The organism is Maritalea porphyrae (assembly GCF_027213965.1).
In the GTDB taxonomy this organism is placed as follows: Bacteria; Pseudomonadota; Alphaproteobacteria; order Rhizobiales; family Devosiaceae; genus Maritalea; species Maritalea porphyrae_A.
This window is the reverse complement of the sequence record NZ_JAPWGX010000002.1, coordinates 406,082-429,422: the sequence shown is the minus strand read 5'-3', so window position 1 is coordinate 429,422 and position 23,341 is coordinate 406,082. Positions and strand designations below refer to the sequence as shown.

The following is a 23,341-nucleotide window of genomic DNA, read 5'->3' as shown; positions in this document are numbered from 1 at the left end:
GATTGACCAGATCGTAAAGCCTTGATTTTGTGGATGTCAACGAAAGGGAAACCGCGCATGTCATTTTTGCCAGAGATGTTGAAGAGCCTGCACCTTGATATCGACCCAGAAACAGCTGCAAAACAGATTGTCAATCAACAACATTATCCCAGTTTTTTTGATGTTTCCGGCCTCGCGGCATCGTCCTTTTTGGCGTTAGGCGAGGCGTTGAGGTCTCTTTTGTCATGCCAATATCCGGCAATGACTCCCACATTAGAGATCGATCAACGTCTTGCCTCTCTTTGGTTCGACCGCAGCCTTCACTTGATAGACGGATCAAGACCAACAGGTTGGGACCAAATTGCTGGCGACTACCGATGTGCGAATGGCTGGATCCGACTGCACACCAACGCACCCCACCATAAAGCCGCTGCACTAAAGGTTTTACAAGTGCCTGAAAACCGGGACATGGTCGCCAACGCTGTAAGCACGTGTGAAGGGCAAGCGCTGGAAACCGCGATTGTGACAGCGGGCGGTTGTGCAGCGCAAATGCGATCATTGGAGGATTGGGCAGTGCATCCGCAGGGCCATGCCGTGCGCCAAGAACCTCTACTAGATTGGTCGATCGGGCCTGAAAAAGCGCGGGGGCGTTTTTCGATTGGCGACCCACAAAGGCCGCTAAATGGCTTGAAGGTGTTGGACATAACAAGGGTGATCGCCGGGCCAGTTGCCACCCGTGCACTTGCCGGTTTTGGTGCGAATGTGTTGCGGATCGATCCTGAACATTGGCATGAGCCAGCCCTTTTTGAGGAACTGACCATCGGCAAACGTTGCGCGCATCTAAATTTGCAGGACAAGTCTGACAAACAGATATTTTTGGCGTTGGTGGCAGAAGCAGACGTGCTTATCCACGGCTTGCGCGGCGATGCCTTATCGAAATTGGACCTTTCAATTGATAGGTTGCGCACAGTCAATCCCGCGCTGATTGACGTGGCGCACAATGCCTATGGTTGGACGGGACCATGGGCAAACCGACGGGGTTTTGACAGTCTTGTGCAAATGAGTGCTGGCATTGCAGCCTTTGGCATGAAGGCAGCCGATGCGCAAAAACCACTCCCATTGCCGGTTCAAGCTTTAGATCATGCCACAGGCTATTTGGTCGCCGCGGCTGCAATTATGGCAATCAAATCGGCTACTGAGCAAAACCGTGCCGTTTCAGTACGCACCTCGCTTGCCCGTGTCGGGTGGTTGCTCTCGCAAACCGCGAAGTTGGAAATGCGTGGGCAGGTTGCACCAGCCACACCAAGCGATTTCTGCGCCGAAATTGAACAGACGAACATAGGCGATGCGCTTCGACTTGAACCGGCGATTAGAATTGAGGCTATTCCGCAATATTGGAGCATGCCAGCTAGGCCATTGAGATCAGCATCACCAGTTTGGCGCGATATCAACTAGGTAGTTTCTTTAGTGACTACTCCATATTTGTCTTTTTGATCAATAATTTAGGCCATGAAAGGCTTGCGTTGATCGCATTTTTAATGTTCATTTCGCTCCAATATTTCATGTGATGTTTTGCGAGATTAAAAATGTTGAGAGTTTTTCTAGTGGTCGTAATGGGACTGATTGCCTTTGCCGCCCAGGCACAATCCCCCATAAAACTCACTGGAAACGGCCTTAAAGGGGCCTATTATGTCTATAATGCTGATCGCGATCGTATGGTGGCGCAGCTGATATTTAATCAGGGTGAAGCGCACAATCCTTACGCCGAAGGGCTCGCCCACTACGTCGAGCATTTGGCATGGCTGAATGCGCTGGGACTGGAGCATGGTGATCCATCGCGCCACTCCAACGCCAGCACCACACTGACACAAACCACCTATTGGTTGAATGGCGAACAATCCGAGTTCGTCGATATGCTGCAAAAGCTGCACCGTGTGTTTATGCCTTTTGAGATCGAACGCAAATTCATGGCGCAAGAACGCGACATCATCATGCGCGAGTACGATTATCGGGTGCGCGAGAACACGCAATATCCTGTTTATATCGACATGAACTCAGCCTTTTTTGGCGGTACCGTTTACGGTCGCGATGTGTTGGGTTTGCCAGAAGACATCAAGCAGTTTTCGATCGACGATGCGATAAAACTACATGGCTTAAGCCACAGACCTGCGCATGCAACACTTGTCATCATGGGCAATTTGCCAGTTGCAGCGGTGCGTGAATTGGTGGCAGCTGAATTCCCTTCTGACCAGGCGCAACAAGCAGGTGATGAACTTGCACCACTCAACATCACTAGTGCGCGCAACATCAAAACAATGCCGCTTGAAGATCAGACTGAAGAAGAACTGGTCTTTCAAAAATTCGTGGCCAATGGCTTGCCCAAAGCCACGTCCCAGCTCGGACTGGAGCTGATGATTTTGGAAGATATCTTGGAGTCAACGCGCGAAGGCGGCATGGCCAAAGCCTTGCGATATGACGATTTCATTGCCCGCGATTTTGATATCGATCTCAATCAACCAAACGATGGATATTTCTCCATTAGCTTTTACGCTTCGCCAGACAGGGGAGTAGATCTGGAGCACTTGCTGCAAGCTTTTGAAGAGAACCTTGAAGAGATTGCCACGAAAGGCATTCCGCAAGAGACGTTTGATAAATTGCTAAAGCGGGCGCAAGATGAATTTGGCGCGAGCATCAAACGTTCTGACGCCGTTTATTCGGATGTACCTTACTATTTGTCGCTTGAAGAAGAACCTCAATCATACGACGAGTTTTTAGAAAACCTTGGCAAAGTGACCCGTGAACAGATCAACACTCATCTGTTGAAGCTGGTTGGAGATGGCCATGCCGAAATCCGCTTTGTGGTCCCAAAATCTTAAATTGTTGGAGAATGTTATGAACCTGCGCAACCTGTTTGCCGCTGCCCTTATGTTGGTCTGCACCCAAGGCGCCAACGCTCAGCCCACCAGCGTTGAAACGCTGACCACCGCCAATGGGATTGAGTTTTATTTTGCACCAATGCCAAATGAAGAACGTGTGAACATTGATGTTATTTGGCCAACAGACTGGCTAATGGACGAGCAGCGCAACGCCTTGGCCCCTGCGGTTGGTGCCCAGCTAATGTTGGCAGGTGGCGCAGCCGACCTAGACCCCGCAGAGCTTCAATCCCAGTTCAGCGATCTTGTTTCCGATGGTTCAGTCAACGCCATTGCAGATCATGTTCGTGGGCGGCTCTCCGTGCGCCATGACCAAGTTCAAGAAGCGGTGGCCATTGCGAATAAGGTTCTGGTAGCCCCACGTTTTGACGAGCGGTGGCTGCAACGGATCAAAGATGGCATCACAGATCGTGTGGCTAAAGAAAAAACCCAATCGGCCTACCAAGGATGGGATGGGGTGCGTCGCCTGGTGTTTGGCAATAGTGCAACTTATCGGTTCAACTCAAACGGGGGTGATCAGCCTGTGGAAACCGTCACCCGAGACGACGTTGTTGCTTGGCACAAGCGCACATTCGTCACTTCTTCGGCCATGATTACGGTTGCGGGTCAAATTTCAGGTGACGATGCAAAACTGCGGGTCGATGAATTGTTTGCGGGCATGCCTGCGGGCGAACCCGTCGCCCCTTATGAAGTTGAGGCAACCTATTTGCCCAAAACCATCATTGTGCAAAACGACGCGATTGAAAAAACGACGCTTGCATATTTGGCCCCCCTTTCCCCGACAAGCGAAGGCGGTGAATATGAGGATATCGTTGCAACACACATTCTAGGTGGTGGCGAACAAAGCCGTTTGTTCCAAGCCGTGCGCCAGCAATTGCGGGCGACATATGGATTTAGTGCCGGCTTGTCTGCGTATACGCGCAAAAATCGCTTTATCGCCCTAAGCGGCGAAGTGGAAACGGAAAAACTGCAAGACGTTCGTGATCTCGTTAAGACAACTTATACTGACTTTTTGCAAACAGGTGTCACCGAAGAAGAAGCGGGCGCATTGCGAACCATGTTCAGCGATGGGCTGAAGGTAAATCTCTCACATGCTTCAGTTGTAACCTATGTGATCGCAGAAAGTGTGCTGGATGGTTATTCAGCAGATCGCTTGCTTTCACTTGCACAAGAGTTGAAAACATTGGACGCTGAAAAGGTCAATATTCATATCGCCAGCAAGTTCCCCAAGTTTGACCAATTCATTGAATTGATTGTCACCCCAAAACCAATCGAGCAACCTGGCGCTTGTTTGGTGCAAACCGCCAACGACATCGAAAACTGTTTGAACTAACTGTGTTGCAAGGGCGGGCGGAACAGTATGTTTGTTTCGCCCCCCTCTTTCCCCTTTTCAAGACTTGCTCTGAAAGAACCAATTTGAAATGATCCCCGCACAAAACGAATTCAAATCGCGAACCAGTTGCGCAAAACCAGCCTAGGCTAAGGAGACGGATCATGAGCAAAATTGCATGGATTGGGTTGGGTGTCATGGGCAGCCATATGGCGGGTCACTTGCAAAAAGCAGGACATAGCGTGACGGTATATAACCGCACCACCCATCGGGCTGAAACGTGGGTTAAAGAACATGGCGGCGAAATGGCGAGCACACCGGCACAAGCCGCAAAAGGGTGTGATATCGTTTTTGCCTGCGTTGGCAATGACGACGATTTGCGCAGCGTTACTATTGGCGAAAACGGCGCGTTTGGCTCAATGGATGCGGGCACAATTTTCGTTGATCACACCACAGCCAGCGCTTCAGTTGCCCGAGAGCTTTATGCCAACGCAAAAACGCGTGAAATCGGCTTCATTGATGCACCCGTTTCTGGCGGTGAGGCAGGCGCGCAAAACGGAGTGCTCACCGTGATGTGTGGTGGCGACCAGATCACGTTCGACAAAGTTGCCCCCGTGATTGATGCTTTTGCCCGCTCATGCAAATTGCTGGGGGAAGCTGGTGCTGGTCAGCTAACCAAAATGGTCAATCAAATCTGTATCGCTGGCGTTGTTCAAGGGCTCGCCGAAGGCATGAATTTTGCCCAAAAGGCAGGGCTAGATGGTGAAGCTGTACTTGATGTTATTTCTAAAGGTGCAGCCGGCTCATGGCAGATGGAAAACCGGGGTGCGACCATGCTCAAGGACGAGTTTGAATTTGGCTTTGCTGTTGATTGGATGCGCAAAGATTTGGGCATGTGTTTGGCTGAAGCGGATCAAAATGGGGCCTCACTGCCCCTCACCGCACTTGTTGATCAGTTCTACAAAGAAATTCAATCAATGGGCGGCAACCGATGGGATACATCAAGTCTTATGCGCAGACTGACCCGAGACAATTAGGTCAAAACATCGCAACCATTGTTAGGTGGGCCTTAGGCCCAACTCACATCACTTCCCTTTGCGGGCAGTGCATATGCTTCCACCCTGTCACGGCCATTGGATTTGGCGTGATAAAGGCGGGCATCCGCAACAGCAAATACATCCAGCGTATTGCGTCCTTCATGGGACATTGCGATGCCCGCGCTAACAGTGACACTTAGGTCTGCCTCAAGTGCTTGCCAATCATTTGAAGCAATGTGTTTTCGAATGCGCTCACAGATAATCATTGCGTTTTCAAGTGAGGCAAGAGGCAACAAAATTGCAAACTCCTCGCCACCAATTCGCGCCACCAAATCAGTAGAACGACAATGTTCTTGCAAGATATTTGCAACTATGCGCAACACATCGTCGCCCACCAAATGAGAGTATTCGTCATTGATCTGCTTGAAGTGATCAAGGTCCAATATCGCCAAGGCGTAGGCTGTGTTGCGATCTGCGTCTAGCTGCAACATGGCTTGATCAAAAGCGCGTCTATTTGCCAGGCCGGTTAGTGCGTCTTGGTGGGCCTCTTTTGTCATCTGCTCCGCATGCACATTCGCGCGATTCAATTGATCGCGCATATCCCGTACATTGCTTTTGTATTCCGCCATTCGATCTTGCCAATAAGCACGTCGCGCCAATGATTTTTTGAAGTGACTGTGATAGAGTTTGAAGGCACCGAATGCGGCTTCAAAATCTCCCGCTGCTTCATATGCTTCGGCAACGCGCCGATGCGCATTCATCACATTATCCGCATCAGGATTTGCTTTCGCCGCCTCCAAAGCCTTTTGGCCATAAGATATGGCAAGTTGGTGGTTACCGGACCTGTTCGCAACTTCGCTGCGTGTATAAAGATAGTGCACAGCTCCTACGTCCATCAACCCTTGTGGGAGCTTGCTAACCTCAGTTAGCATTTGCTCTGCTGTATCAAAATCGCCATGTACGGCCGCGCATTCCGCCCCATTGCATAGCGTCACAAATTGGTACCAGGTTTGCCCGTTTTCCTTTGCCGCTTTAGCGGCTTGTTCCGTCCACATTAATGCAACTTGATAATGGTCCTTGTGACCCTGCTCATCATTCTGCTCAAGCGCAAAGTCCGCAGAGCGGGAATGAAAAAAACCACGATGCAGCGGCAAAACTGCGCGCATGGAAGCGAAGTTGTGTTCGTCCTGGATAGCTTGAGCGCGGTCGAGCAAGATCTCCGCTTTTTCAAGATTGGAAGCGATAACAAAAACAATGGCTTGGACGTCCAAAACCCGCACCTGCAGCTCGATGTCGCCATTTTGTTCAGCCCACTCCCACGCTTTCATGGATTCATTGTAGGCATCATCGGAAAGGCCAACCTGCATGAGCACGCGAGCGTGGATAAAGCACGCATAGGCAAAAAGCGCGGGATCATTGAACTGATTGAAAAGAGCGAGAGCATTGTGAATATGCTCCACGGCCTGTTTCGGCTTGTGCAACCAACGGTAGGAACGAGAAACTTCAATGCTGGCACGCGCGATTAGATGCGGGTCGCCCAAACCTTGCGCCATTCGAAGAGCGTCCATGTCGCATTGAAGCGCCATTTGTGGATTGCCGTCCAGATAGTACTGGAATGCATCCTGGAGCAGTTCTTCAATTTCAATCCGCGAAGTCATTTGGAAGCAAAGTCCATCAAATTCAAATTGGGTTGGCCGAGTTTACCTGAACTTAGTTAACTGTATGTCGCCAAAATTGCGGCTGGGCGTGCGAAGTAAAACACGCGGCTCTTTGCAGCAGTTTTTGTTTTGCCAATTGGGGGAAAACAACGCGTTAGCCCCTGCCAGCACCGCTCAATATGTTTGCCACAGTGGTTAAAATGTGGTGGTCGCGATGTACGTGTTTTTATCTAATTTTCATACCAACCAGTGAACTCTCTATCGTAAACTGCTTCGATGAGAAATCGTGCCGCGCAATTGGCACCACCATTAACACCAGCGAGGGCGTTTTGCACAGACGTATTCTAACCCCACCGATCAAAATGGATGAAGATTTTGTGGCAGAACCATCATTGGAAGCCGTGCCGGATGTTGAAACTGAGCCATCGCCAAAACCTGTGGCTGTCCCCGATGTTGAAGAACGCCAACCCGATGCACCAGATGGTCAGGAACGCCGGAAGGGGGACCGTCGGCAAGGAAATGATCCAAATTATAAGGGTCCTGAGCGTCGACAAGGTGATCGGCGCAATATGGATAAATTGCGTTCTGAATTGAACTGGCAATTGGCACCAGAAGTGGAAAACAAAATCTTGCGCGGCATGGGGTTTAAAGGCCAAAACCGTTCCAGTTTCAAACCCGCACGCTTGATCCTGCTTATGGTGGCACTTTTTGCGGGTGGACTTGCCGCTTTTTTGTCCATGCAAGGCAAGGAAGAAGTTGCGATTGCCACTCCCATTGAAATTGTTCGCGAACCCATAGTTGAGGTCTTGCCCCGCATTCTGGTGGCAAAACAAACTGTTGAGATGGGGCAGCGTTTCACAAAGGATCACGTTGAGTGGCAAGAGTGGCCGACAAAACTTATGCGTGATGACTATATAACCTTTGAGGACGTTCCAGGCGCTATCGATGGACTGGTGGGCACAATAACGCGGTTCGAATTCTTTGCCGGGGAGCCCATTCGTGAACAAAAACTAGCGCGTGATACTGGTGGATATTTGTCCGCCCTCATAAGTAAAGGTATGCGTGGTGTATCTGTCACAGTGTCCGGGCAAGCGGCATCTGGCGGCTTCATCGTGCCCAATGACCGCGTGGACGTTGTCTTGACACGCGATGCGCCTCAAGGTCAGGTCTCAGAGACAATATTACGCAATATCAGGGTGCTTGCCCTCAACGCGCGTGTCGGCGAATTAGGGGCCACCGGCGACCAAGTTGATAGAGACGAGATCTATGCCGAAATGGTGGAAGATCAGGTCATAGCAACCTTGGAACTTGATCCCGCTGAGGCCGAAATTATCGTTGGGGCAACGAACATTGGCACCTTTGCTTTGGTGTTGCGCTCAATGGTGGATTTTTCACAAAGTCGAGACCTTGCCCGCAGCGGTGTCAATCAAACCATTCGACTAACCAGCCCATTCTGGAACCCACCGGCCAGTGCGAGCGCCCTACATTGACCGCCTTTAAGCATCGTCACTGGCGACTTTGGCCGTTAAGCCGTTATTGATGTTGCGGTGATAGCATCGCGCAATAAACATAGAAAATGCGGTAGAGAAGCGAAATTTGATCGCAAGAAACAACAGTCAAAATCGTACGGGTACTTGTATGAAAATGTCACGATACTTGGCGCAATGCCACTTGAAGGTTCTTTGTGCAGTTTTAACGGCGATTTTTTGTTCTGTTGCGACCTCGTCAGTGGCCCAAACGGTCAACTATGATCTAAGCACAACCTCGGTCTTGCGGATCAATCTGCCGGTTTCCCAAGCGATAACCGTGGTTGTGTCTGAACCTGTTACAAAAATTGTTAGTGCCAACCCCTTGATTGCTGAAGCTCAACCAATCACGGATAAATCGCTCTATTTGGTCGCAAAGTCATTCGGTACCACAACGGTCAATTTGTTTTCAGAAGATGGCACGCCTGTTGGACTTCTGGCCGTTGAGATCAGCGCTGACGTTGGCGATATGTCCCGCTCCATCAGAGCTGCAATTCCCAATTCGGATGTCAAAATTCACACGATCAATGGTCGCATTCGGCTTTCAGGCTCCGTCGTGGATGAATACTCGATGCAAAAAGTCCTTGAAATCGTTGATCAATACGGTAGCCCAGCGGTGATAAACACCATGACCATTAGCGGGGGCAGACAAGTCAATCTTGAAGTGCGCATTCTTGAAGCGCAGCGGGACGCGGGCCGCCAACTTGGCGTTCAATGGGGTGGCTCGGTTGGTGGTGTAACCGCAACGATCGGAAGCAGTAGCGCCGATAGTCCATCTTCGGGCGCAAAGTCATTTTCATCATTTGTCGCGACCGTATTGTCTGGCGCTACCGGAACCAGCCTAAATGCAACAATCAATGCCCTTGAAACAAAACGATTGGTGCGCACGCTAGCGGAGCCAAATCTAACAACCCTATCTGGGATCAAAGCGAGCTTTTTGGCTGGGGGGCAAGTGCCCATTCGTGTGCGCGCATCAGATGGTTCTACGACGCTTGAATATCGAGATTTTGGGGTCAGATTGGTCTTTACGCCGGTGGTTTTGGATGGGGGAAGAATTCAAATCCACTTAACGCCAGAAGTCAGCAACATTGGGAGTTTCACAACCGCAGGCGATCCCATATTTAACACCCGCACGCTTGATGCAACGGTGGAATTGCGTGATGGGCAAAGTTTCTCTGTGGCAGGCCTGCTGCAAAACAACACCAACCTAAGTCAAGATCAGCTGCCTTGGATAAGCGACGTGCCGGTTATCGGCTCATTGTTTAAATCCTCAGGGTACAAAAAGCACGATACGGAACTGGTGGTTATTGTAACACCAAGACTTGTACAACCCACCGTGCCGGGGCAAATTCTTGCATCGCCACTGGATGCGAGTTTGCCCGCAAATGATTTTGAGTTTTTTGCCTTGGGCAAACTAGAAGTAACACCCAAAATGATCAAAGGATTTCGGGCCGGAGCAGGGGTTGTTGGCGCCTACGGCTATGATATTGATTTGGGCGAGGAGAGCGGACAATGATTAGGCTTTTACACATCGCAAATGTGGCTGTCTTGGCGCTTGCCTTTGGTGCATTTTCTGTTTTGGCTGGCTGTTCATACGACTATGCCCAGCGCACCGATCGTGTGGCACATAATGCGGGAAATGCTGTGCGCGCCAATCTTGAGCAATCCACCACAAATCCATCTTCATCAGCTGCAAATTTAGTCGGCGGCTTAGGCAAAAACGGCAAAGTAGTTCCAGACGAAGAAGAGTAGTTAAGAACAAAACTGATGGCGCTGCTTAAGCTCTCATTAAGTCTAGAATCAACATTTACCCTCCCATTTACAAAGCATACTCAGCAGTTTGCTAAGCTCGTTCCAGCTTGATCGCCGTTGCAATGGCGACCGAGTAACCACAATTTCGGGGCTTAGCAAATGAGTGTTCATTCGATAGGAAAAATGTATTTTGGACTGGTTCTGATGGTCTTGGCCGCATTGTCGATGTCCGGATGCACAACCGCAAACTTTGCAAGCTCAAGCGCCTTTGGCGGCAAACGATTGGAAGTCGCAGACATCTCAGATAAAGGCAGCTATACAGCCGCCGGTGCCCTGACCGAAGCACGATCTCATTTTCGCAACAACAATTTCGGTTATTCAGCGGCTTTCTATAAGCGCGTCGTAGAGCTGTCCCCTAAAGACCCTGAGGGGTATGTTGGGCTAGGTGCATCTTACGATATGCTTGGACGCTTTGACCTGTCAGATCGCGTCTACAAAGCCATGTACAAGCTTACCGGTGCCACAGCCCAATATTACAACAATTTGGGCTACTCCCAAATGTTGCGTGGTAATTTGAGCGCGGCCTACACGAACTTCAAAAAAGCAGAAAAAATCGAACCCGACAGCATCATTGTGGCGAACAATTTGCAGTTGTTGGCAGATGCCGCCTCATCAATTAGTGCTTAGAGTTTCTATCGCACTCGGCGTTATCTCTTAGTCGTCTCGTTGTAAGTTTAGCCGTGAAAAAATATTTGTAATAATTTGGATCATCTCACTTTGCTTTTGGCAGCCCGTCTTGTGAAAGATAGATTGGAGCTGGTTGCGAGCAGTATTGTAGGATAAGGCGTTAACCTCCGCATAGTGGCGAAGTGAATCGCCCGCAGCAATTGCACATGCCAATCGCGCTTCAGCCGGCGTTATGTGCAAGGCAGCCTGTACCAATTCTTCTTTTGGAATGTTCATGTGATTGGGATCAATCAGCAGCACCAGCACCTGCCGCTCAATCGGGGTGCCAAGAAGTGTGCGTTGTGGTGCATCTGAAGGTAAGGGTGCCACAAACGCGAGCATTGGTTTGTGTAGCGGCAACAATAACCGGGTAAACAAATGCAGTTGATCAGCGATCCCCGATGTCTCTGGATTGGACATCTGTCGAATTTTCTGCTTCAGATTTTTATGGTCGAGAAATGACAAAAAGTGGAGCTTGCCTTTTTTCACGTCCACGACCCGCCCCGCCCGCAGCAAATCTTCTCCAGCATCATTGATAAACGACACCTCTAACGCCGAGTTGCAGATGAGAGTTGGTGTTGAAAATCTGTGCAAGGCGTGTTTGAGGCCGGATTTCTCAATCAAACAGCCTTCCAACTGACGCAGCATCTCCATGCTTCGGCGAATATGTGGCGCTAGGCATGCAACCACATTCTGCGCCACAGCTGCATCACGTGCATAGCGCGCATTGTAATTGTTGCTCCAATGCAAGAAACGGGTTTTCTCCATGAACAATGGAAGCCCAAAGGTCTGGCCAACATCGCCATTTGGTTTTAGATAGTCGTTATAAAATTCAGTTTTGGATAGCTCGTCGTCGGTCATGACGTCTTGACCAACGCCCATACGCATAATGCTGGCAGTATCCGCAATATATTTCCTATAGGGATTTACGTCGGCATAATGTTCCAAATATGCATTTAGGTTGCTCTCACTTACGCCTCGAAAAGCAAACAGCAGATTAAACCTATCCCTTATGTCGTATCCGTGGAAGGCGGTCATCATAAAGGGAAATGCATCATGGAATACGCCCAAAACGTCATCCAAAGGTGCTTCGCCCGTGCCAATCATATAAGTTTGTGTAATTAAATCGTCATAAAGTCCGATAGTAATCTGTGGTGTTTCCATAGCGCCAAATATTTGCGTTGGTTAGCGTTTTGAGTGTCCTCTTTTGCAAGAATTGCGTGAGATCATAGTATAGAAGTGCATGCGCAATCATAGTGCATTTGCACTACATCAATGAGTTAATTGGCTCTACATAAGGATAAAGCGTGTAATTATTCACGCTGAACAGCAATAGTCTTGGAAAATGAAATGGCTGCAATTGGCTTTCTGCGCAAATGTCATCTTTGCGATTTCGCTTTGCCACCGGCTCGCTAAAGACAGTCAGACAACCGCAATCTATGGGCTGTGGGGCTTTGTTTTCAAAGGACATGCGTCGCTGGCGGGCCGCGAAAGCGGGACAAACCGGATCGCGCAAAAAGCGTAGTTTTATAAAACAAATCTAGAGTTGGAGATGCGAAAAAGGGCTGCTTACTTCCCAGCTTTGCCTTTTTTTGCAATCGCGCGATCTGCTTCTTCTTTAGCAAGACGAAGAGCTTTCAAGCGAGCTGTGTTTTCGCTCAGCTTCTTTTCTTCTTCTTGTTTTTCGCTCAATGCGACTTTCTTTGTGCGCTCTAGCGCAGCAAAACGTTCTTCTGCTTTAGTTCTTAAAATACTGATCATTCGTGGTTCCTTTGCGAAAAAAAAAGGGCCGCGCGAATGCGCAGCCCAAATCGCAATTTAGTCAACCAACTCAAGATTAGTTGCAGATTGCTTGCCGTCACGGCCGCTCTCTAGCTCGTAAGAGACTTTTTGACCATCAGCTAGGCCTGAAAGACCAGCTTGCTCAACAGCAGAAATATGCACGAATGCATCTTTGCCACCATCGTCAGGTGAAATAAAGCCGAAGCCTTTTGTAGAGTTGAAGAATTTTACGGTGCCGTTTGTCATGGCTGATACCTTTAATATAGTTGCTTGGCGCTTCTAGCGCACAAGCGAGATCCCCATGGGCGACATGCACATGGGTTGAAACGTTTTCGAAATCAGGGGAAGCCAAACAAACCGGATAACCGGAAGATCAGATAGCCAATGACGGCTTTAAACGCGCTCTGCTTATATGGGCCATTTCGCGCCACAATACAAGGTACTTATTCCAAAGTGCAAATTTCGCATAAGATTGAAGTCTTCAAATCGCAAGAACAATGGCACCTTTGCAAGAGTTGTGCGAAGGGGCACCGATAAAGGTGCCCCAACGCTTATTCGGCTATCTATTTTGCAATCGATACATCGCGGAAATAGGGTACGCCAAGTACTGAGCGCCAGAACCCCTTTACGTGGCTGCCCATCATCATATAGCTGTTGCGATGGTACATTGGCAGGATCACGTGATCATTCATCATGATGCCTTCGGCTTTTGCCATTTCAGCGAGGGAAACAGCGGGGTCATTAGCTGATTTTGAAGCAGCAATAGCAGCATCATAATCAGCATTTGCCCATTTGGCCAAATTGTTTGGGCTATCTGAAACAAAGTTATCAAGGAAAGTCATTGGGTGCGGATAGTCAGCGCCCCAACCCATTTGTGCGATTTGATATTCAACTTTTTGCACTTCAGGGTAGTAGACTTTCCATTCACTCACGGCGATTTCAACATCGATGTTGAGGTTTTTCTTCCACATTTGCTGAATGGCTTCTAGCAATTTCTGGATTGGCGGCGATGCGTAAGTTGCAAACACCGTATCCGGGAAGCCTTCACCGTTCGGGTAACCAGCTTCAGCCAACAACGCCTTTGCTTCTTCAATTTTTGCAGCTTCACCCAAGCCATAGTCGCCCGCCGCGTCGCGGAAGTCTTCGCCCGCCACATTCATGCCGTAAGGCACAAGCGCAACCGCTGGAACGTCTGCAGATTGCAACACAAACTCAACGATTTCTTCGCGATCGATTGCCATTGAAAGGGCTTTGCGCACTCGCACATCATCCAATGGTTTTGCAGCTGGGTTAAAGAATGCATAGGTGGTGCCCAAGGATGGGATCACCAAAAACGCATCACTTTCAACGGACAAACGAGGAATTTCAGACGCAGGCACCGATTCAATGCCATCCACATCGCCAGATTCCATTGCCGCTAGCGCGGTTGATTGCTGGGCGATCAGGCGGAAGGTGAGTTTGTCCAAGCTGACTTCGTTGGCGCCATAATAGTTCGGATTCTTCTCAAAGACGACGCTTTCACCAATGTTGAACTCGGTCACACGGAATGGACCGGTGCCAATATAAGTTACAGCATTGCGTGTCCAGCCTTCAGGGTCCGCTTCCACAATATCCTGACGCACTGGGAAATATGTCGCATAAGGCAACAATTGCATCATGTACGGCACGCGCTGTCCCAAAGTGAAGGTGAACGTGTGATCGTCTGGCGCAGAAATCTGCGGATCAACGCCTGAACCTTCAAAGAACTCTTTCGCACCCGCAATATGATAGAGCAGGGCGGTGTTTTTCGCACCACTTGCAGGCGTTAGAACACGCTTCCAAGCATAAACAAAATCACTGGCTGTGACAGACTGACCGTCCGACCATTTTGCGTCTTTGCGCAAATTGAACGTGTACGTTAGACCATCATCAGAAATCGTCCAGCTTTCAGCAAGCGCAGGCACAACCGCACCATCTGGTGCGTGTTTAACCAAACCTTCGAATGTGTTGCCAATAATTGGCGCTGCGAAGGTCTCATTGGTTGTGCCTGGGTCAAATGAATCAGATTCATTGTTCACAACATAAGTGAGTGAATTTTCGGCGTAGGCCGCGCCGCCAAGCAACATGCTTGCCGCGGCAAAAAGCGATATTAGACGCTTTTTCATATCGGTTCCTCCAATTAAGTCAGGTCCATAGCCTGACGTCTTTTATGTGAGGTTTTCACCTCTTTTTGTGACCCAACTAGGGATTAGGTCACGGCTCTGCATAGTGACAGGCGGCCAAATGACCATCTGTCAATTCTTTCAATTTGGGTTCGTTCGTTGCGCACAATTCGGTGGCCAAAGGGCAGCGCGTTCTAAAGCGACAACCAGAAGGCATATCAATCGGGCTCGGGATTTCCCCTTGCATTTCCTCGATTTTGCGCTTGCGCGCCTCAACCGGGTCGGCAATCGGGATTGAGCTCAGCAACGCTCGTGTGTAGGGGTGTTTCGGGTTCTCATAAAGTTCATCATTGTCCGCCAACTCAACGATCTTACCCAAATACATTACGCCAATCCGGTCAGATATGTGGCGCACCATGGACAGATCGTGGGTAATGAACAAATAGGTCAGCCCAAGGTCCCGCTGCAGGTCTTCAAGCATATTGACCACTTGAGCTTGAATGGAAACATCAAGCGCAGAGATCGGTTCGTCACAAATGACCAATTCTGGGTTCAGGGCGATCGCGCGCGCAATCCCAATGCGCTGCCGCTGCCCGCCAGAAAACTCGTGCGCGAAGCGCATCGCATGGTCCTTGTTCAGGCCAACGATTTCAAGCAGTTCATGCACCCGCGCAGTGCGGCTTTGCGTGTCGCCAATATTTGCAATTTCCAGTGGTTCTGCAATCAGGTCATGCACCGTCATGCGACCGTTTAGTGATGCGTAAGGATCTTGAAAAATCATCTGCATGCGCTTGCGAAACGGCATCAAACTCTTTTGATCAAGAGCTGCGATGTCTTCGCCGTCAAACTTCATTTGCCCAGACGTCGGCTCATAGAGCCGAATAAGGGTGCGGGCGAGGGTGCTTTTCCCACATCCGCTTTCGCCCACCAAACCAAGTGTTTCTCCACGATTTATCGTTAGATCGACGCCGTCAACAGCCCGCAGATATTTTGCGTTGCGGCCAAAAAGGCCGCTGCTGACTTTGAAATGCTTTTTGAGGTCTAAGAGTTCAACCAAAGGTGTCTTGCTCATGCTGCTCCCTCATCATTTGTTGGGGCGTCAGGGTGGTGCAGCCAGCACTTGGCCTTGTGGGTTTGTTGATCACCCATTTCAAAAATTGGGGGAACTTCGCCGACACAAATCTGCATTGCGCGCAGACAGCGCGGCGCAAATGGGCACCCCACCGGGGGACGCAGCATGTCCGGAGGTGATCCTGGAATTGGCCGAAGTCGCTCTTTGTGAGCAGTGCGCAGTTTTGGCACGGACGTCAAAAGCCCTTGAGTATAGGGATGGTTGGGGCGCGCGAAAACCGTGTCGACCGAGCCTGTTTCCATCACCATGCCGCCATACATAACCAAAATTCGATCGGCAACTTCAGCGATAACCCCCAAATCATGGGTGATGAGAATGATCGCCATGCCAAGGCGCGCTTGAATTTCTTTGAGCAACAATAAGATCTGCCGCTGGATCGTAACGTCCAGCGCCGTTGTTGGCTCGTCGGCAATCAGCAACTTTGGATCACAACATAAGGCGATTGCAATCATCACCCGTTGGCGCATGCCACCGGAAAACTCGTGTGGATATGAATTAAGGCGCGACGCGGCCTCTGGGATTTTCACCAGCTCAAAGAGCTCGATTGCCCTTTGCCGCGCCGCTTTGCGGGAGGAACCGCGATGGGCAATAATGGTTTCAATGATCTGCTCGCCCACCGTAAGTGTTGGGTTTAAACTGGTCATTGGATCTTGGAATATCATGGCGATGTCATCGCCACGCAATTTGCGCATGTCATGCTCAGCCAGTTTTAGCAGATCTTGGCCTTCAAAATGGGCTTGCCCAGCAACAACTCGCCCATTGCTTTTAAGGAGCCGCAATATTGACATGCAAGTGATCGATTTTCCCGATCCACTTTCGCCCACAATGCCCACAATTTCGCCGGGTGATACGTCAAAACTCACCCCGCGCACAGCCTGTACTTCGCCGCGAGACGTGAAAAAACTTGTGGTGAGATCTTTAACTTCAAGCAAGGGATGATTGCTCATGTGCGCAACCTTGGATCAAGTGCATCGCGTAACCCATCACCTAAAAAATTGAAGGCAAACATGGTGAGGCTGATCGCAGCAGCGGGGAAAAACAGCTGGTAAGGGTAAGCGCGCAAAGTCTCTACCGCTTCGCTGGTTAGAGTGCCCCAGCTCGCCATTGGTACGCTCACCCCAAGTCCGATAAAGCTCATAAAGCTTTCAATAAAGATGGCGCTTGGGATCAAAAGGGTTAGGGTCACCAAAATTGGACCGATCGTATTGGGCAATAGATGGCGTGTTAGAATGCGCCAAGTCCCCGCGCCCATGGTTCTTGCCGCATCTACATAATCTTGGTTTTTCAGCGTCAGCATTTGCCCGCGGACAATGCGGGCCATATCCACCCAAAATACCGTGCCAATGGCAACTATGATTGAGATGAAGCCTGATTGCAGCACCACCATCATCAAGATCACATAAAGCGTGAGCGGAATGGTGGCGATGACTTCAACAATCCGCATCATGACATTATCGACATTGCCGCCGAAATATCCCGAGATGCCGCCATAGAATATGCCGATAAAAAAGTTGACCAATGTGGCGATAAACGCAACGGTCAAGGAAATGCGCGCCCCATATAACTGACGTACCAACACGTCGCGCCCCAAACTATCCGTGCCAAACCAATAGGTTTGATTCCACTTGGTGCCATAAACCGCGAGCTGGTTTTCCTCAGCATCAAGCAGGCGCGCGGGCAGCTGACTAAAATCGACAAAGACCTGTTGATCACCAAATTCGTAGATATGACGTTTTTTTATCAGGTCTTTCTTTTTTGCGCGCAAAATTGACTTCAGAGCACCGTGTTCATTTGTCTCATAAAGCTTGAAATTGCCACTGTTCATGAAAAAGTAGGTTGGAGCACCTTGTCCGTCATCCACCTCATAAACTTCCAAAATCGGCGCAATATTTGATAGTTTTAAGTCCTGATCGTAATAGGTGTGCGGTGTGATCAGCGGCCCTAAAAATGCAGCCCCAATCAAAAATAAGATGAAGGTAAGGCCCAGCATCGCTGGCTTGTTTTGCCAAAGCCGTTGGCGCACGTCTTGCCAATAGGTAAGGCTAGGTGCAGCGATATATTCCGCCTCGCCTTTTCCCAATCTGGCAGGCGCCCAATTTTTACTGGGAATTGAGGTTTTTGCGTCGCTCATTTGGATTTCTCCGCAAGTTTGATGCGCGGATCAAGCAGCATATAGAGCATATCAACGATCAAAATCATGACCATCAGGAATGCGGCATAAAATATGGTGATGCCCATTATGGTTGTGTAATCCCTGTTCGAAATCGACAGCACAAAGTGGCGGCCAATTCCGGGCAAGGCAAAAATCTGCTCAATCACAAAAGAACCGGTCAACAAGTTCGCCACAACAGGGCCAAGCACAGTCACAATGGGGATGAGCGCGTTGCGCAAGCCGTGTTTGAACAACACCGTAAAAGGGTGAAGTCCTTTTGCTTTCGCCGTGACCATATAATCCTGGCCAAGCACTTCCAAAAGGCTGGAACGCGACAAGCGCGCAATAAAGGATAGCCAAAAACCAGAAAGCGCAACCACCGGCAAAATGTAACCGCGCCAATCGTCTAACCCAAATGTGGGCACTAGATTTAGTTTGAGAGCAAAGAAATAAAGCGCGACCGTTGCCACCACATAGGAGGGGATGGCAACACCAATGGTTGCAAACATCATTACGGCGGTGTCTTGCCACTTGTTTTGGTTGAGCGCGGCTAAAACACCAAGCGGAATGCCAAGTGCTGCAACACACAAAAGGGCCAAAAACCCTGTTTGTGCCGTTACCGGCAGGCCGTCCAAAATGAGATCGTTCACCCGCACGCCCGGGTACTTGAATGAAGGGCCAAGGTCGAACGTCAGAATGCCTTTGAGGTAGTTTATATATTGCACCCAGATCGGGTCATCTAGGCCAAATTTTGCGTTCAAGGCTGCTTCTATTTCTGGGGCGAGCATTTTTTCTGAAGTGAAAGGGCCGCCGGGAATAGCATGCATAAGGAAAAACGTTAGCGTAATGATCAAAAACATCGTGATGATCATCATGCCGACGCGTTTGGCTAAATATGCCAACATCCCAGTTGTCCCCCTTCATTTCGATGAGCAAATTTTATTTGCCCTTGCTGTTTTGGTACCCGGATTTGTCCGGTTAGATTGGATGGTAAAGTTTTTTCGATAGAAGTAAAACTATTATTATCCGCTTGGAATAAATTTCGTTGTGAAAAGTGTAACCAGCCCTAAGTGGCTTGCAAAAATGATCGGCCTGATCACCTATTGTTGCCTTTATCCAAAGCTGCGAGCCAGCAAGTAGGCAAGTTGGGCGGGTTGGTGAAAGTGGGAAGTGATATAGCGCACCTTCTGCTCATCATAATGTTGCTCTGCGTGCAAAAGATTGACTGTACCAACCAACTCGCCAGCAACTCGAACGGGCAAGTTGACTACGGAGCCACATCCAAGCGAGGCAATTAGTCCATGGTCTGGGAATACATCGGCCAAACCATCGATTGTATTTGCAACGAAAGCGCGGTTTTGTATGTGCACAACGTCAAACCAATCATCGCGCGTAATCGGTTTCTCCCCAGTTACAGGATAGCTTTGCTCGTCAGAACTATAGCTGCGCCGCGCCACTCCATTTTCCATGTCAACATCCATAAATGTGAGCAGTTTTGCCCCAACGGTTTGGTCAACCAGTTTCTGAAATGCAGCCCATCCGTTGCAGCCGGTCGCTGAATTGGTGATTTCATCGTAGAATGATGCAATTGCGTTGTTGTTATTGTGCGTGGTCATTATGCGGTGTCTTTTCGTTTGAACCTGAGTGAAGGCGAGAAGCTTGCAGCAATTCCTTTGAGTAGGCGTGTGCCAATTGGTTTGACTTAAGTTGTGAAACATCTGCGGTCTCAACAATTTTTCCGCTACGCATAACCGCCAGTCGATCACACAAAAACGAGACAACAGCCAAATTGTGGGTCACCACCAAATAGGTCAAATTCTGCTCTTTTCTGATCCGCTTAAGCAGATTGAGAATTTCCGCTTGAACTGAAACATCGAGCGCTGAGGTTGGCTCATCCAGCAACAAAAACCTTGGTCCAAGCATTAGCGCTCGCGCAATGGCAACCCGTTGACGTTGACCGCCAGAAAGTTGGTGAGGGAACCTAAACCGGTATCTCTCATCCAGTTGCACATTTTCCAGCTGTTCGATTACCCGGGCGCTTTGATCCTTTATGCCGTGGATCTGCAGCGGTTCCGAAAGGGTTGCATCAATGGTTTTTCTTGGGTGCAGTGAACCATAAGGGTCTTGGAAAACCATCTGACATTTTGTTGCAATCTCGGGGTCAATTGAGCGCCCTCGAGCGATCCCATCAACTTCAATGTCGCCGGTCCAATTGGTGGCCAACCCAGCAATAGCTTTTAGGACGGTGGATTTCCCCGAGCCGCTTTCCCCCACCAAAGCAAGGCTTTCTCCCACACTGACATCAAGCGAAACATCGTGTGTGACTGTCGTGTTCCCGTAAGAAACATTGAGGTTTTTGATGTGAATGCCGCTCATGTTTGGCTCCCTGATGTACGTTCAAACACCGGCAACCACTCGCGATCTTCGTCAATTCTTGGCATCGAAGCGAGCAAGCCTTTCGTGTAGGGGTGTTGTGCTGCATGCAACTTGTTTGCCGCACATTCTTCAACGATTTCCCCCGCGCGCATGACAAGAATGCGGTCACAATAGCTAGCGACCAGATTGAGATCATGGCTGATTAAAATTAGGCCCATGCCTTTGCTGGTCACCAAATTATCAATAATGTCGAGCACTTGCGCTTGTACCGAAACATCTAGTGCGGAAGTTGGCTCATCCGCGATCAGCAAATCAGGTTCGGGCACCAACATCATCGCAATCATGATGCGTTGACCCATCCCGCCGGAAACCTCATGTGGGTAAAGCCCCAAAACGCGTTCAGGGTCTTCAATGCGAACACTTTTCAGCATAGCTAGGGTTTTTGCCCGCACCTGGCTTGGTGAAAGCCTTTGATGCGTTTTGATCGCTTCTGCAATTTGGTCTCCAACACTCATCACAGGATTGAGTGAAAACTTGGGATCTTGCATCACCATAGATATTCTTGCGCCGCGTATGGCGCGCATGTCCCGCTCGCGTCGGGTCAAAAGGTCAATGCCATCAAAGCTTAACCTGTCTGCCTTAACCCGTCCGGGCGAACGAATGAGCTTCAAAATTGCGCGGCCAGTCATGGATTTGCCGGAGCCACTTTCCCCAACAATGCCCAAGCGTTCCCGCCCTAGGGAAAGCGAAATGCCTTTGACAACGTCAATAGGGCCATTGTTCGTGGGGAAAGTGACTGTAAGATTATCTATATCAAGCAAATTGCTCATCTATTCGCTCCCATGTTTGGGATCAAGAACATCGCGTAAACCGTCACCCAAGAAACAAAACCCAAGGCTGACAAGAATGATGGCGAAGCCGGGCATTGTTGCAACCCACCACTGATCCAAGATGAACACCCGACCACGTGAAATCATTGCGCCCCATTCTGGCAACGGCGGTTGCGCCCCCAAGCCAATAAAGCCAAGCCCTGCCGCTGTTAGAATGATGCCCGCCATATCAAGCGTAACGCGCACGATCATTGATGAGGTACAAAGGGGCAAAATATGGCGCGCAATAATGCGGGTTGAAGAGGCGCCTTGAAGTTTTACCGCTTGCACAAATTCGGCGTTTCGAATGGTCAGCGTTTCAGCCCGAGCGATACGCGCATAGGCAGGCCATGAGGTGATCGCAATGGCGATAATGGCATTTTCAATACCAGGCCCCAATGCGGCAACAAACGCTAACGCAAGAATGAGCTTTGGCATTGAGAGGAAGATGTCCGTTATGCTCATTAAAACCCTGTCCGCCCAGCCACCGAAATAGCCAGCGATCGCGCCAACCACAAGGCCAAGAGGTGCCGCAATCACGGCCACGAGCATGACAATTGTCAGGGTGATCTGGCTGCCAAAAACCACACGAGACCAAATGTCCCGACCCAACTCATCGGTTCCCATCCAGTGGGTGCTGCTTGGTGGCAATAGGCGATTGGAGAGATCTTGAGCGATCGGTGAATGCGTGGCGATCCAGGGTGCAAATAAGGCTGTAATGATCAGCCCCCCAATTATGATTGCACCAATCACGGCCAACGGATTATGCGCAAGTTGCAGGCACACAACATACAATCGGCCCAGTTGCGCCTGCGTTCGAGATTTTGGTGCATCGTCAAGCAACCACTGTTTTGAAATAATCATGAGCGTGCCCTTGGGTCTAAGATGCGGTACATAACGTCTGAGAATTTGTTGATGAAAATGAATACCGCCCCGATCACCAAAGTGGAGCCAAGAACTGCGTTCATATCTGCGTTCAACAATGCTGTTGTGAGGTAGTTGCCAATTCCCGGCCATGAGAAAATGGTCTCAATCATCACTGAGCCCTCCAGCAGGCCGGCGTAGGATAAGCTGATGACAGTGATCAGTTGAATTCGAATGGGCTTGAAAGCGTGTCGCCAGATCACAAAAAACTCAGGAACCCCTTTAACGCGCGCTGTCGTCACATATTCTTGACTGAGTTGATCAAGCATAAATGAGCGTGTCATCCGGGCGATATATGCGAGGCTGAAAAACCCAAGAATTGTCGCGGGCAGCACGAGATGGCTTACGGCATTCCAAAAAACATCAATTTCTCCGGCGATCAAAGTGTCAATCAACAACATGCCGGTGACAGGTGGGATCATGCCGTCAAAAAACACATCTATTCGCCCCGGCCCTCCTGTCCATCTTAACCGGGCATAGAATATTGCAAGTCCGACTAGGCCAAGCCAAAAAGCGGGAATGGAATACCCTAGTAGCCCAACAGTTCTGATGACTTGATCTAACCAACTGCCTCGGTGCGCAGCTGCGGTAACCCCCATTGGCACGCCAATCACGATGCCGATGATTATACCTAAAGTTGCCATTTCCAGCGTGGCCGGAAAGACGCGAATAAGGTCTTCTATAACAGGTTGGCGTGTGGATATTGAAAGGCCAAAGTTGCCGTTAAGGACGTCCCAGATGTAGCTGACAAATTGCAAAGGAATGGGGCGATCTAGACCCATCTCAATTTTGGCCGCTTCATAGACTTCATTGGATGCCCGGTCGCCAACCATGGCCAACACAGGGTCGATTGGCACAACCCGTCCAATAAAGAACGTAAGGGCTGCTAGCCCCAAAAAGGTAACGGCGATGGTTGCGACAAATTTTGCAAATGCCGTTCCAACTTGCACAGCCCGCGCAAAATACCTGCTCAACGCCTCTGTTTGTGAAGCTGCAATCGCAGTGTCGTCATTTTTGTTCACGG

General features: G+C 49.7%; 21 protein-coding genes and 1 pseudogene. 8 read left to right on the top strand and 14 right to left on the bottom strand.

Annotated elements, in window-relative coordinates:
* Positions 1-57 precede the first annotated feature (57 nt).
* The 4 genes and pseudogenes from O4H47_RS06835 to O4H47_RS06820 form a co-directional block, all read left to right on the top strand.
* Complete coding sequence (locus tag O4H47_RS06835; protein ID WP_269393208.1) at positions 58-1,434, top strand: CoA transferase; 1,377 nt, start codon at positions 58-60, stop codon at positions 1,432-1,434.
* Positions 1,435-1,565: 131 nt separating this feature from the next.
* Positions 1,566-2,855, top strand: a complete 1,290-nt coding sequence (locus O4H47_RS06830) for a M16 family metallopeptidase (protein ID WP_269393207.1) — start codon at positions 1,566-1,568, stop codon at positions 2,853-2,855.
* Positions 2,821-4,245 (top strand): M16 family metallopeptidase, encoded by a 1,425-nt coding sequence (locus O4H47_RS06825; protein WP_269393206.1) that lies wholly within the window; start codon positions 2,821-2,823, stop codon positions 4,243-4,245. Before O4H47_RS06830 ends, O4H47_RS06825 begins: the two co-directional genes overlap by 35 nt.
* A gap of 152 nt (positions 4,246-4,397) precedes the next feature.
* A pseudogene (locus O4H47_RS06820) lies at positions 4,398-5,279 on the top strand (NAD(P)-dependent oxidoreductase); the annotation flags it as partial.
* A gap of 32 nt (positions 5,280-5,311) precedes the next feature.
* Here the strand turns inward: O4H47_RS06820 and O4H47_RS06815 are convergent.
* Entirely contained in the window at positions 5,312-6,937 is a 1,626-nt protein-coding gene (locus O4H47_RS06815) for a tetratricopeptide repeat-containing diguanylate cyclase (RefSeq protein WP_269393204.1), read from the bottom strand.
* Positions 6,938-7,266: 329 nt separating this feature from the next.
* On the opposite strand from O4H47_RS06815, the gene cpaB reads away from it, so the two are divergent.
* The 4 genes from cpaB (at position 7,267) to O4H47_RS06795 (ending at position 10,902) form a co-directional block, all read left to right on the top strand.
* Positions 7,267-8,427, top strand: coding sequence for a Flp pilus assembly protein CpaB (gene cpaB, locus O4H47_RS06810; protein WP_269393203.1), 1,161 nt, complete (start codon positions 7,267-7,269; stop codon positions 8,425-8,427).
* A 148-nt stretch (positions 8,428-8,575) separates the two neighbouring features.
* Entirely contained in the window at positions 8,576-9,979 is a 1,404-nt protein-coding gene (locus O4H47_RS06805) for a type II and III secretion system protein family protein (RefSeq protein ID WP_269393202.1), read from the top strand.
* Positions 9,976-10,215: a hypothetical protein gene (locus tag O4H47_RS06800; protein ID WP_269393201.1), complete on the top strand. Its 240-nt coding sequence runs from the start codon at positions 9,976-9,978 to the stop codon at positions 10,213-10,215. The genes O4H47_RS06805 and O4H47_RS06800 overlap by 4 nt, the downstream gene beginning before the upstream one ends.
* Before the next feature lie 159 nt (positions 10,216-10,374).
* The gene (locus tag O4H47_RS06795; protein WP_269393200.1) at positions 10,375-10,902 is read left to right on the top strand and encodes a tetratricopeptide repeat protein; all 528 of its coding nucleotides are present in this window, start codon (positions 10,375-10,377) and stop codon (positions 10,900-10,902) included.
* Positions 10,903-10,929: 27 nt separating this feature from the next.
* Here the strand turns inward: O4H47_RS06795 and O4H47_RS06790 are convergent, their stop codons facing one another.
* The 13 genes from O4H47_RS06790 to O4H47_RS06730 form a co-directional block, all read right to left on the bottom strand.
* The gene (locus O4H47_RS06790) at positions 10,930-12,105 is read right to left on the bottom strand and encodes a helix-turn-helix transcriptional regulator (protein WP_269393199.1); all 1,176 of its coding nucleotides are present in this window, start codon (positions 12,103-12,105) and stop codon (positions 10,930-10,932) included.
* A 405-nt stretch (positions 12,106-12,510) separates the two neighbouring features.
* Positions 12,511-12,702: a hypothetical protein gene (locus O4H47_RS06785; RefSeq protein WP_269393198.1), complete on the bottom strand. Its 192-nt coding sequence runs from the start codon at positions 12,700-12,702 to the stop codon at positions 12,511-12,513.
* Positions 12,703-12,759: 57 nt separating this feature from the next.
* Complete coding sequence (locus O4H47_RS06780) at positions 12,760-12,969, bottom strand: cold-shock protein (protein WP_269393197.1); 210 nt, start codon at positions 12,967-12,969, stop codon at positions 12,760-12,762.
* 317 nt (positions 12,970-13,286) lie between these two features.
* Positions 13,287-14,867 carry a peptide ABC transporter substrate-binding protein gene (locus O4H47_RS06775; RefSeq protein WP_269393196.1) on the bottom strand — a complete coding sequence of 527 codons (1,581 nt, stop codon included), beginning with the start codon at positions 14,865-14,867 and terminating at the stop codon, positions 13,287-13,289.
* Positions 14,868-14,955: 88 nt separating this feature from the next.
* A complete protein-coding gene (locus tag O4H47_RS06770; protein WP_269393195.1) occupies positions 14,956-15,936 on the bottom strand; it encodes an ABC transporter ATP-binding protein in 981 nt (326 codons plus the stop codon).
* A complete protein-coding gene (locus O4H47_RS06765) occupies positions 15,933-16,943 on the bottom strand; it encodes an ABC transporter ATP-binding protein (RefSeq protein WP_269393194.1) in 1,011 nt (336 codons plus the stop codon). Before O4H47_RS06765 ends, O4H47_RS06770 begins: the two co-directional genes overlap by 4 nt.
* Entirely contained in the window at positions 16,940-18,127 is a 1,188-nt protein-coding gene (locus O4H47_RS06760) for an ABC transporter permease (protein WP_269393193.1), read from the bottom strand. Before O4H47_RS06760 ends, O4H47_RS06765 begins: the two co-directional genes overlap by 4 nt.
* Positions 18,124-19,053 carry an ABC transporter permease gene (locus tag O4H47_RS06755; RefSeq protein ID WP_269393192.1) on the bottom strand — a complete coding sequence of 310 codons (930 nt, stop codon included), beginning with the start codon at positions 19,051-19,053 and terminating at the stop codon, positions 18,124-18,126. Before O4H47_RS06755 ends, O4H47_RS06760 begins: the two co-directional genes overlap by 4 nt.
* 207 nt (positions 19,054-19,260) lie before the next feature.
* On the bottom strand, positions 19,261-19,764 hold the full coding sequence (locus O4H47_RS06750) for a GAF domain-containing protein (RefSeq protein WP_269393191.1): 504 nt from the start codon (positions 19,762-19,764) through the stop codon (positions 19,261-19,263).
* Positions 19,748-20,524 carry an ABC transporter ATP-binding protein gene (locus tag O4H47_RS06745; RefSeq protein WP_269393190.1) on the bottom strand — a complete coding sequence of 259 codons (777 nt, stop codon included), beginning with the start codon at positions 20,522-20,524 and terminating at the stop codon, positions 19,748-19,750. The genes O4H47_RS06750 and O4H47_RS06745 overlap by 17 nt, the downstream gene beginning before the upstream one ends.
* Entirely contained in the window at positions 20,521-21,354 is an 834-nt protein-coding gene (locus O4H47_RS06740) for an ABC transporter ATP-binding protein (protein WP_269393189.1), read from the bottom strand. The genes O4H47_RS06745 and O4H47_RS06740 overlap by 4 nt, the downstream gene beginning before the upstream one ends.
* The gene (locus O4H47_RS06735; RefSeq protein WP_269393188.1) at positions 21,355-22,257 is read right to left on the bottom strand and encodes an ABC transporter permease; all 903 of its coding nucleotides are present in this window, start codon (positions 22,255-22,257) and stop codon (positions 21,355-21,357) included. It abuts the gene before it with no gap.
* Positions 22,254-23,267: an ABC transporter permease gene (locus O4H47_RS06730; RefSeq protein ID WP_269393611.1), complete on the bottom strand. Its 1,014-nt coding sequence runs from the start codon at positions 23,265-23,267 to the stop codon at positions 22,254-22,256. The genes O4H47_RS06735 and O4H47_RS06730 overlap by 4 nt, the downstream gene beginning before the upstream one ends.
* Between the last annotated feature and the right edge of the window lie 74 nt (positions 23,268-23,341).

Bases quoted from the DNA above. Each gene is read 5' to 3' on its own strand.
- O4H47_RS06835 (WP_269393208.1), top strand. From the start codon at position 58: ATGTCATTTTTGCCAGAGATGTTGAAGAGCCTGCACCTTGATATCGAC.
- O4H47_RS06830 (WP_269393207.1), top strand. From the start codon at position 1,566: ATGTTGAGAGTTTTTCTAGTGGTCGTAATGGGACTGATTGCCTTTGCC.
- O4H47_RS06825 (WP_269393206.1), top strand. From the start codon at position 2,821: ATGCCGAAATCCGCTTTGTGGTCCCAAAATCTTAAATTGTTGGAGAAT.
- O4H47_RS06815 (WP_269393204.1), bottom strand. From the start codon at position 6,937: ATGACTTCGCGGATTGAAATTGAAGAACTGCTCCAGGATGCATTCCAG.
- O4H47_RS06805 (WP_269393202.1), top strand. From the start codon at position 8,576: ATGAAAATGTCACGATACTTGGCGCAATGCCACTTGAAGGTTCTTTGT.
- O4H47_RS06800 (WP_269393201.1), top strand. From the start codon at position 9,976: ATGATTAGGCTTTTACACATCGCAAATGTGGCTGTCTTGGCGCTTGCC.
- O4H47_RS06795 (WP_269393200.1), top strand. From the start codon at position 10,375: ATGAGTGTTCATTCGATAGGAAAAATGTATTTTGGACTGGTTCTGATG.
- O4H47_RS06790 (WP_269393199.1), bottom strand. From the start codon at position 12,105: ATGGAAACACCACAGATTACTATCGGACTTTATGACGATTTAATTACA.
- O4H47_RS06785 (WP_269393198.1), bottom strand. From the start codon at position 12,702: ATGATCAGTATTTTAAGAACTAAAGCAGAAGAACGTTTTGCTGCGCTA.
- O4H47_RS06780 (WP_269393197.1), bottom strand. From the start codon at position 12,969: ATGACAAACGGCACCGTAAAATTCTTCAACTCTACAAAAGGCTTCGGC.
- O4H47_RS06775 (WP_269393196.1), bottom strand. From the start codon at position 14,867: ATGAAAAAGCGTCTAATATCGCTTTTTGCCGCGGCAAGCATGTTGCTT.
- O4H47_RS06770 (WP_269393195.1), bottom strand. From the start codon at position 15,936: ATGAGCAAGACACCTTTGGTTGAACTCTTAGACCTCAAAAAGCATTTC.
- O4H47_RS06765 (WP_269393194.1), bottom strand. From the start codon at position 16,943: ATGAGCAATCATCCCTTGCTTGAAGTTAAAGATCTCACCACAAGTTTT.
- O4H47_RS06760 (WP_269393193.1), bottom strand. From the start codon at position 18,127: ATGAGCGACGCAAAAACCTCAATTCCCAGTAAAAATTGGGCGCCTGCC.
- O4H47_RS06755 (WP_269393192.1), bottom strand. From the start codon at position 19,053: ATGTTGGCATATTTAGCCAAACGCGTCGGCATGATGATCATCACGATG.
- O4H47_RS06750 (WP_269393191.1), bottom strand. From the start codon at position 19,764: ATGACCACGCACAATAACAACAACGCAATTGCATCATTCTACGATGAA.
- O4H47_RS06745 (WP_269393190.1), bottom strand. From the start codon at position 20,524: ATGAGCGGCATTCACATCAAAAACCTCAATGTTTCTTACGGGAACACG.
- O4H47_RS06740 (WP_269393189.1), bottom strand. From the start codon at position 21,354: ATGAGCAATTTGCTTGATATAGATAATCTTACAGTCACTTTCCCCACG.
- O4H47_RS06735 (WP_269393188.1), bottom strand. From the start codon at position 22,257: ATGATTATTTCAAAACAGTGGTTGCTTGACGATGCACCAAAATCTCGA.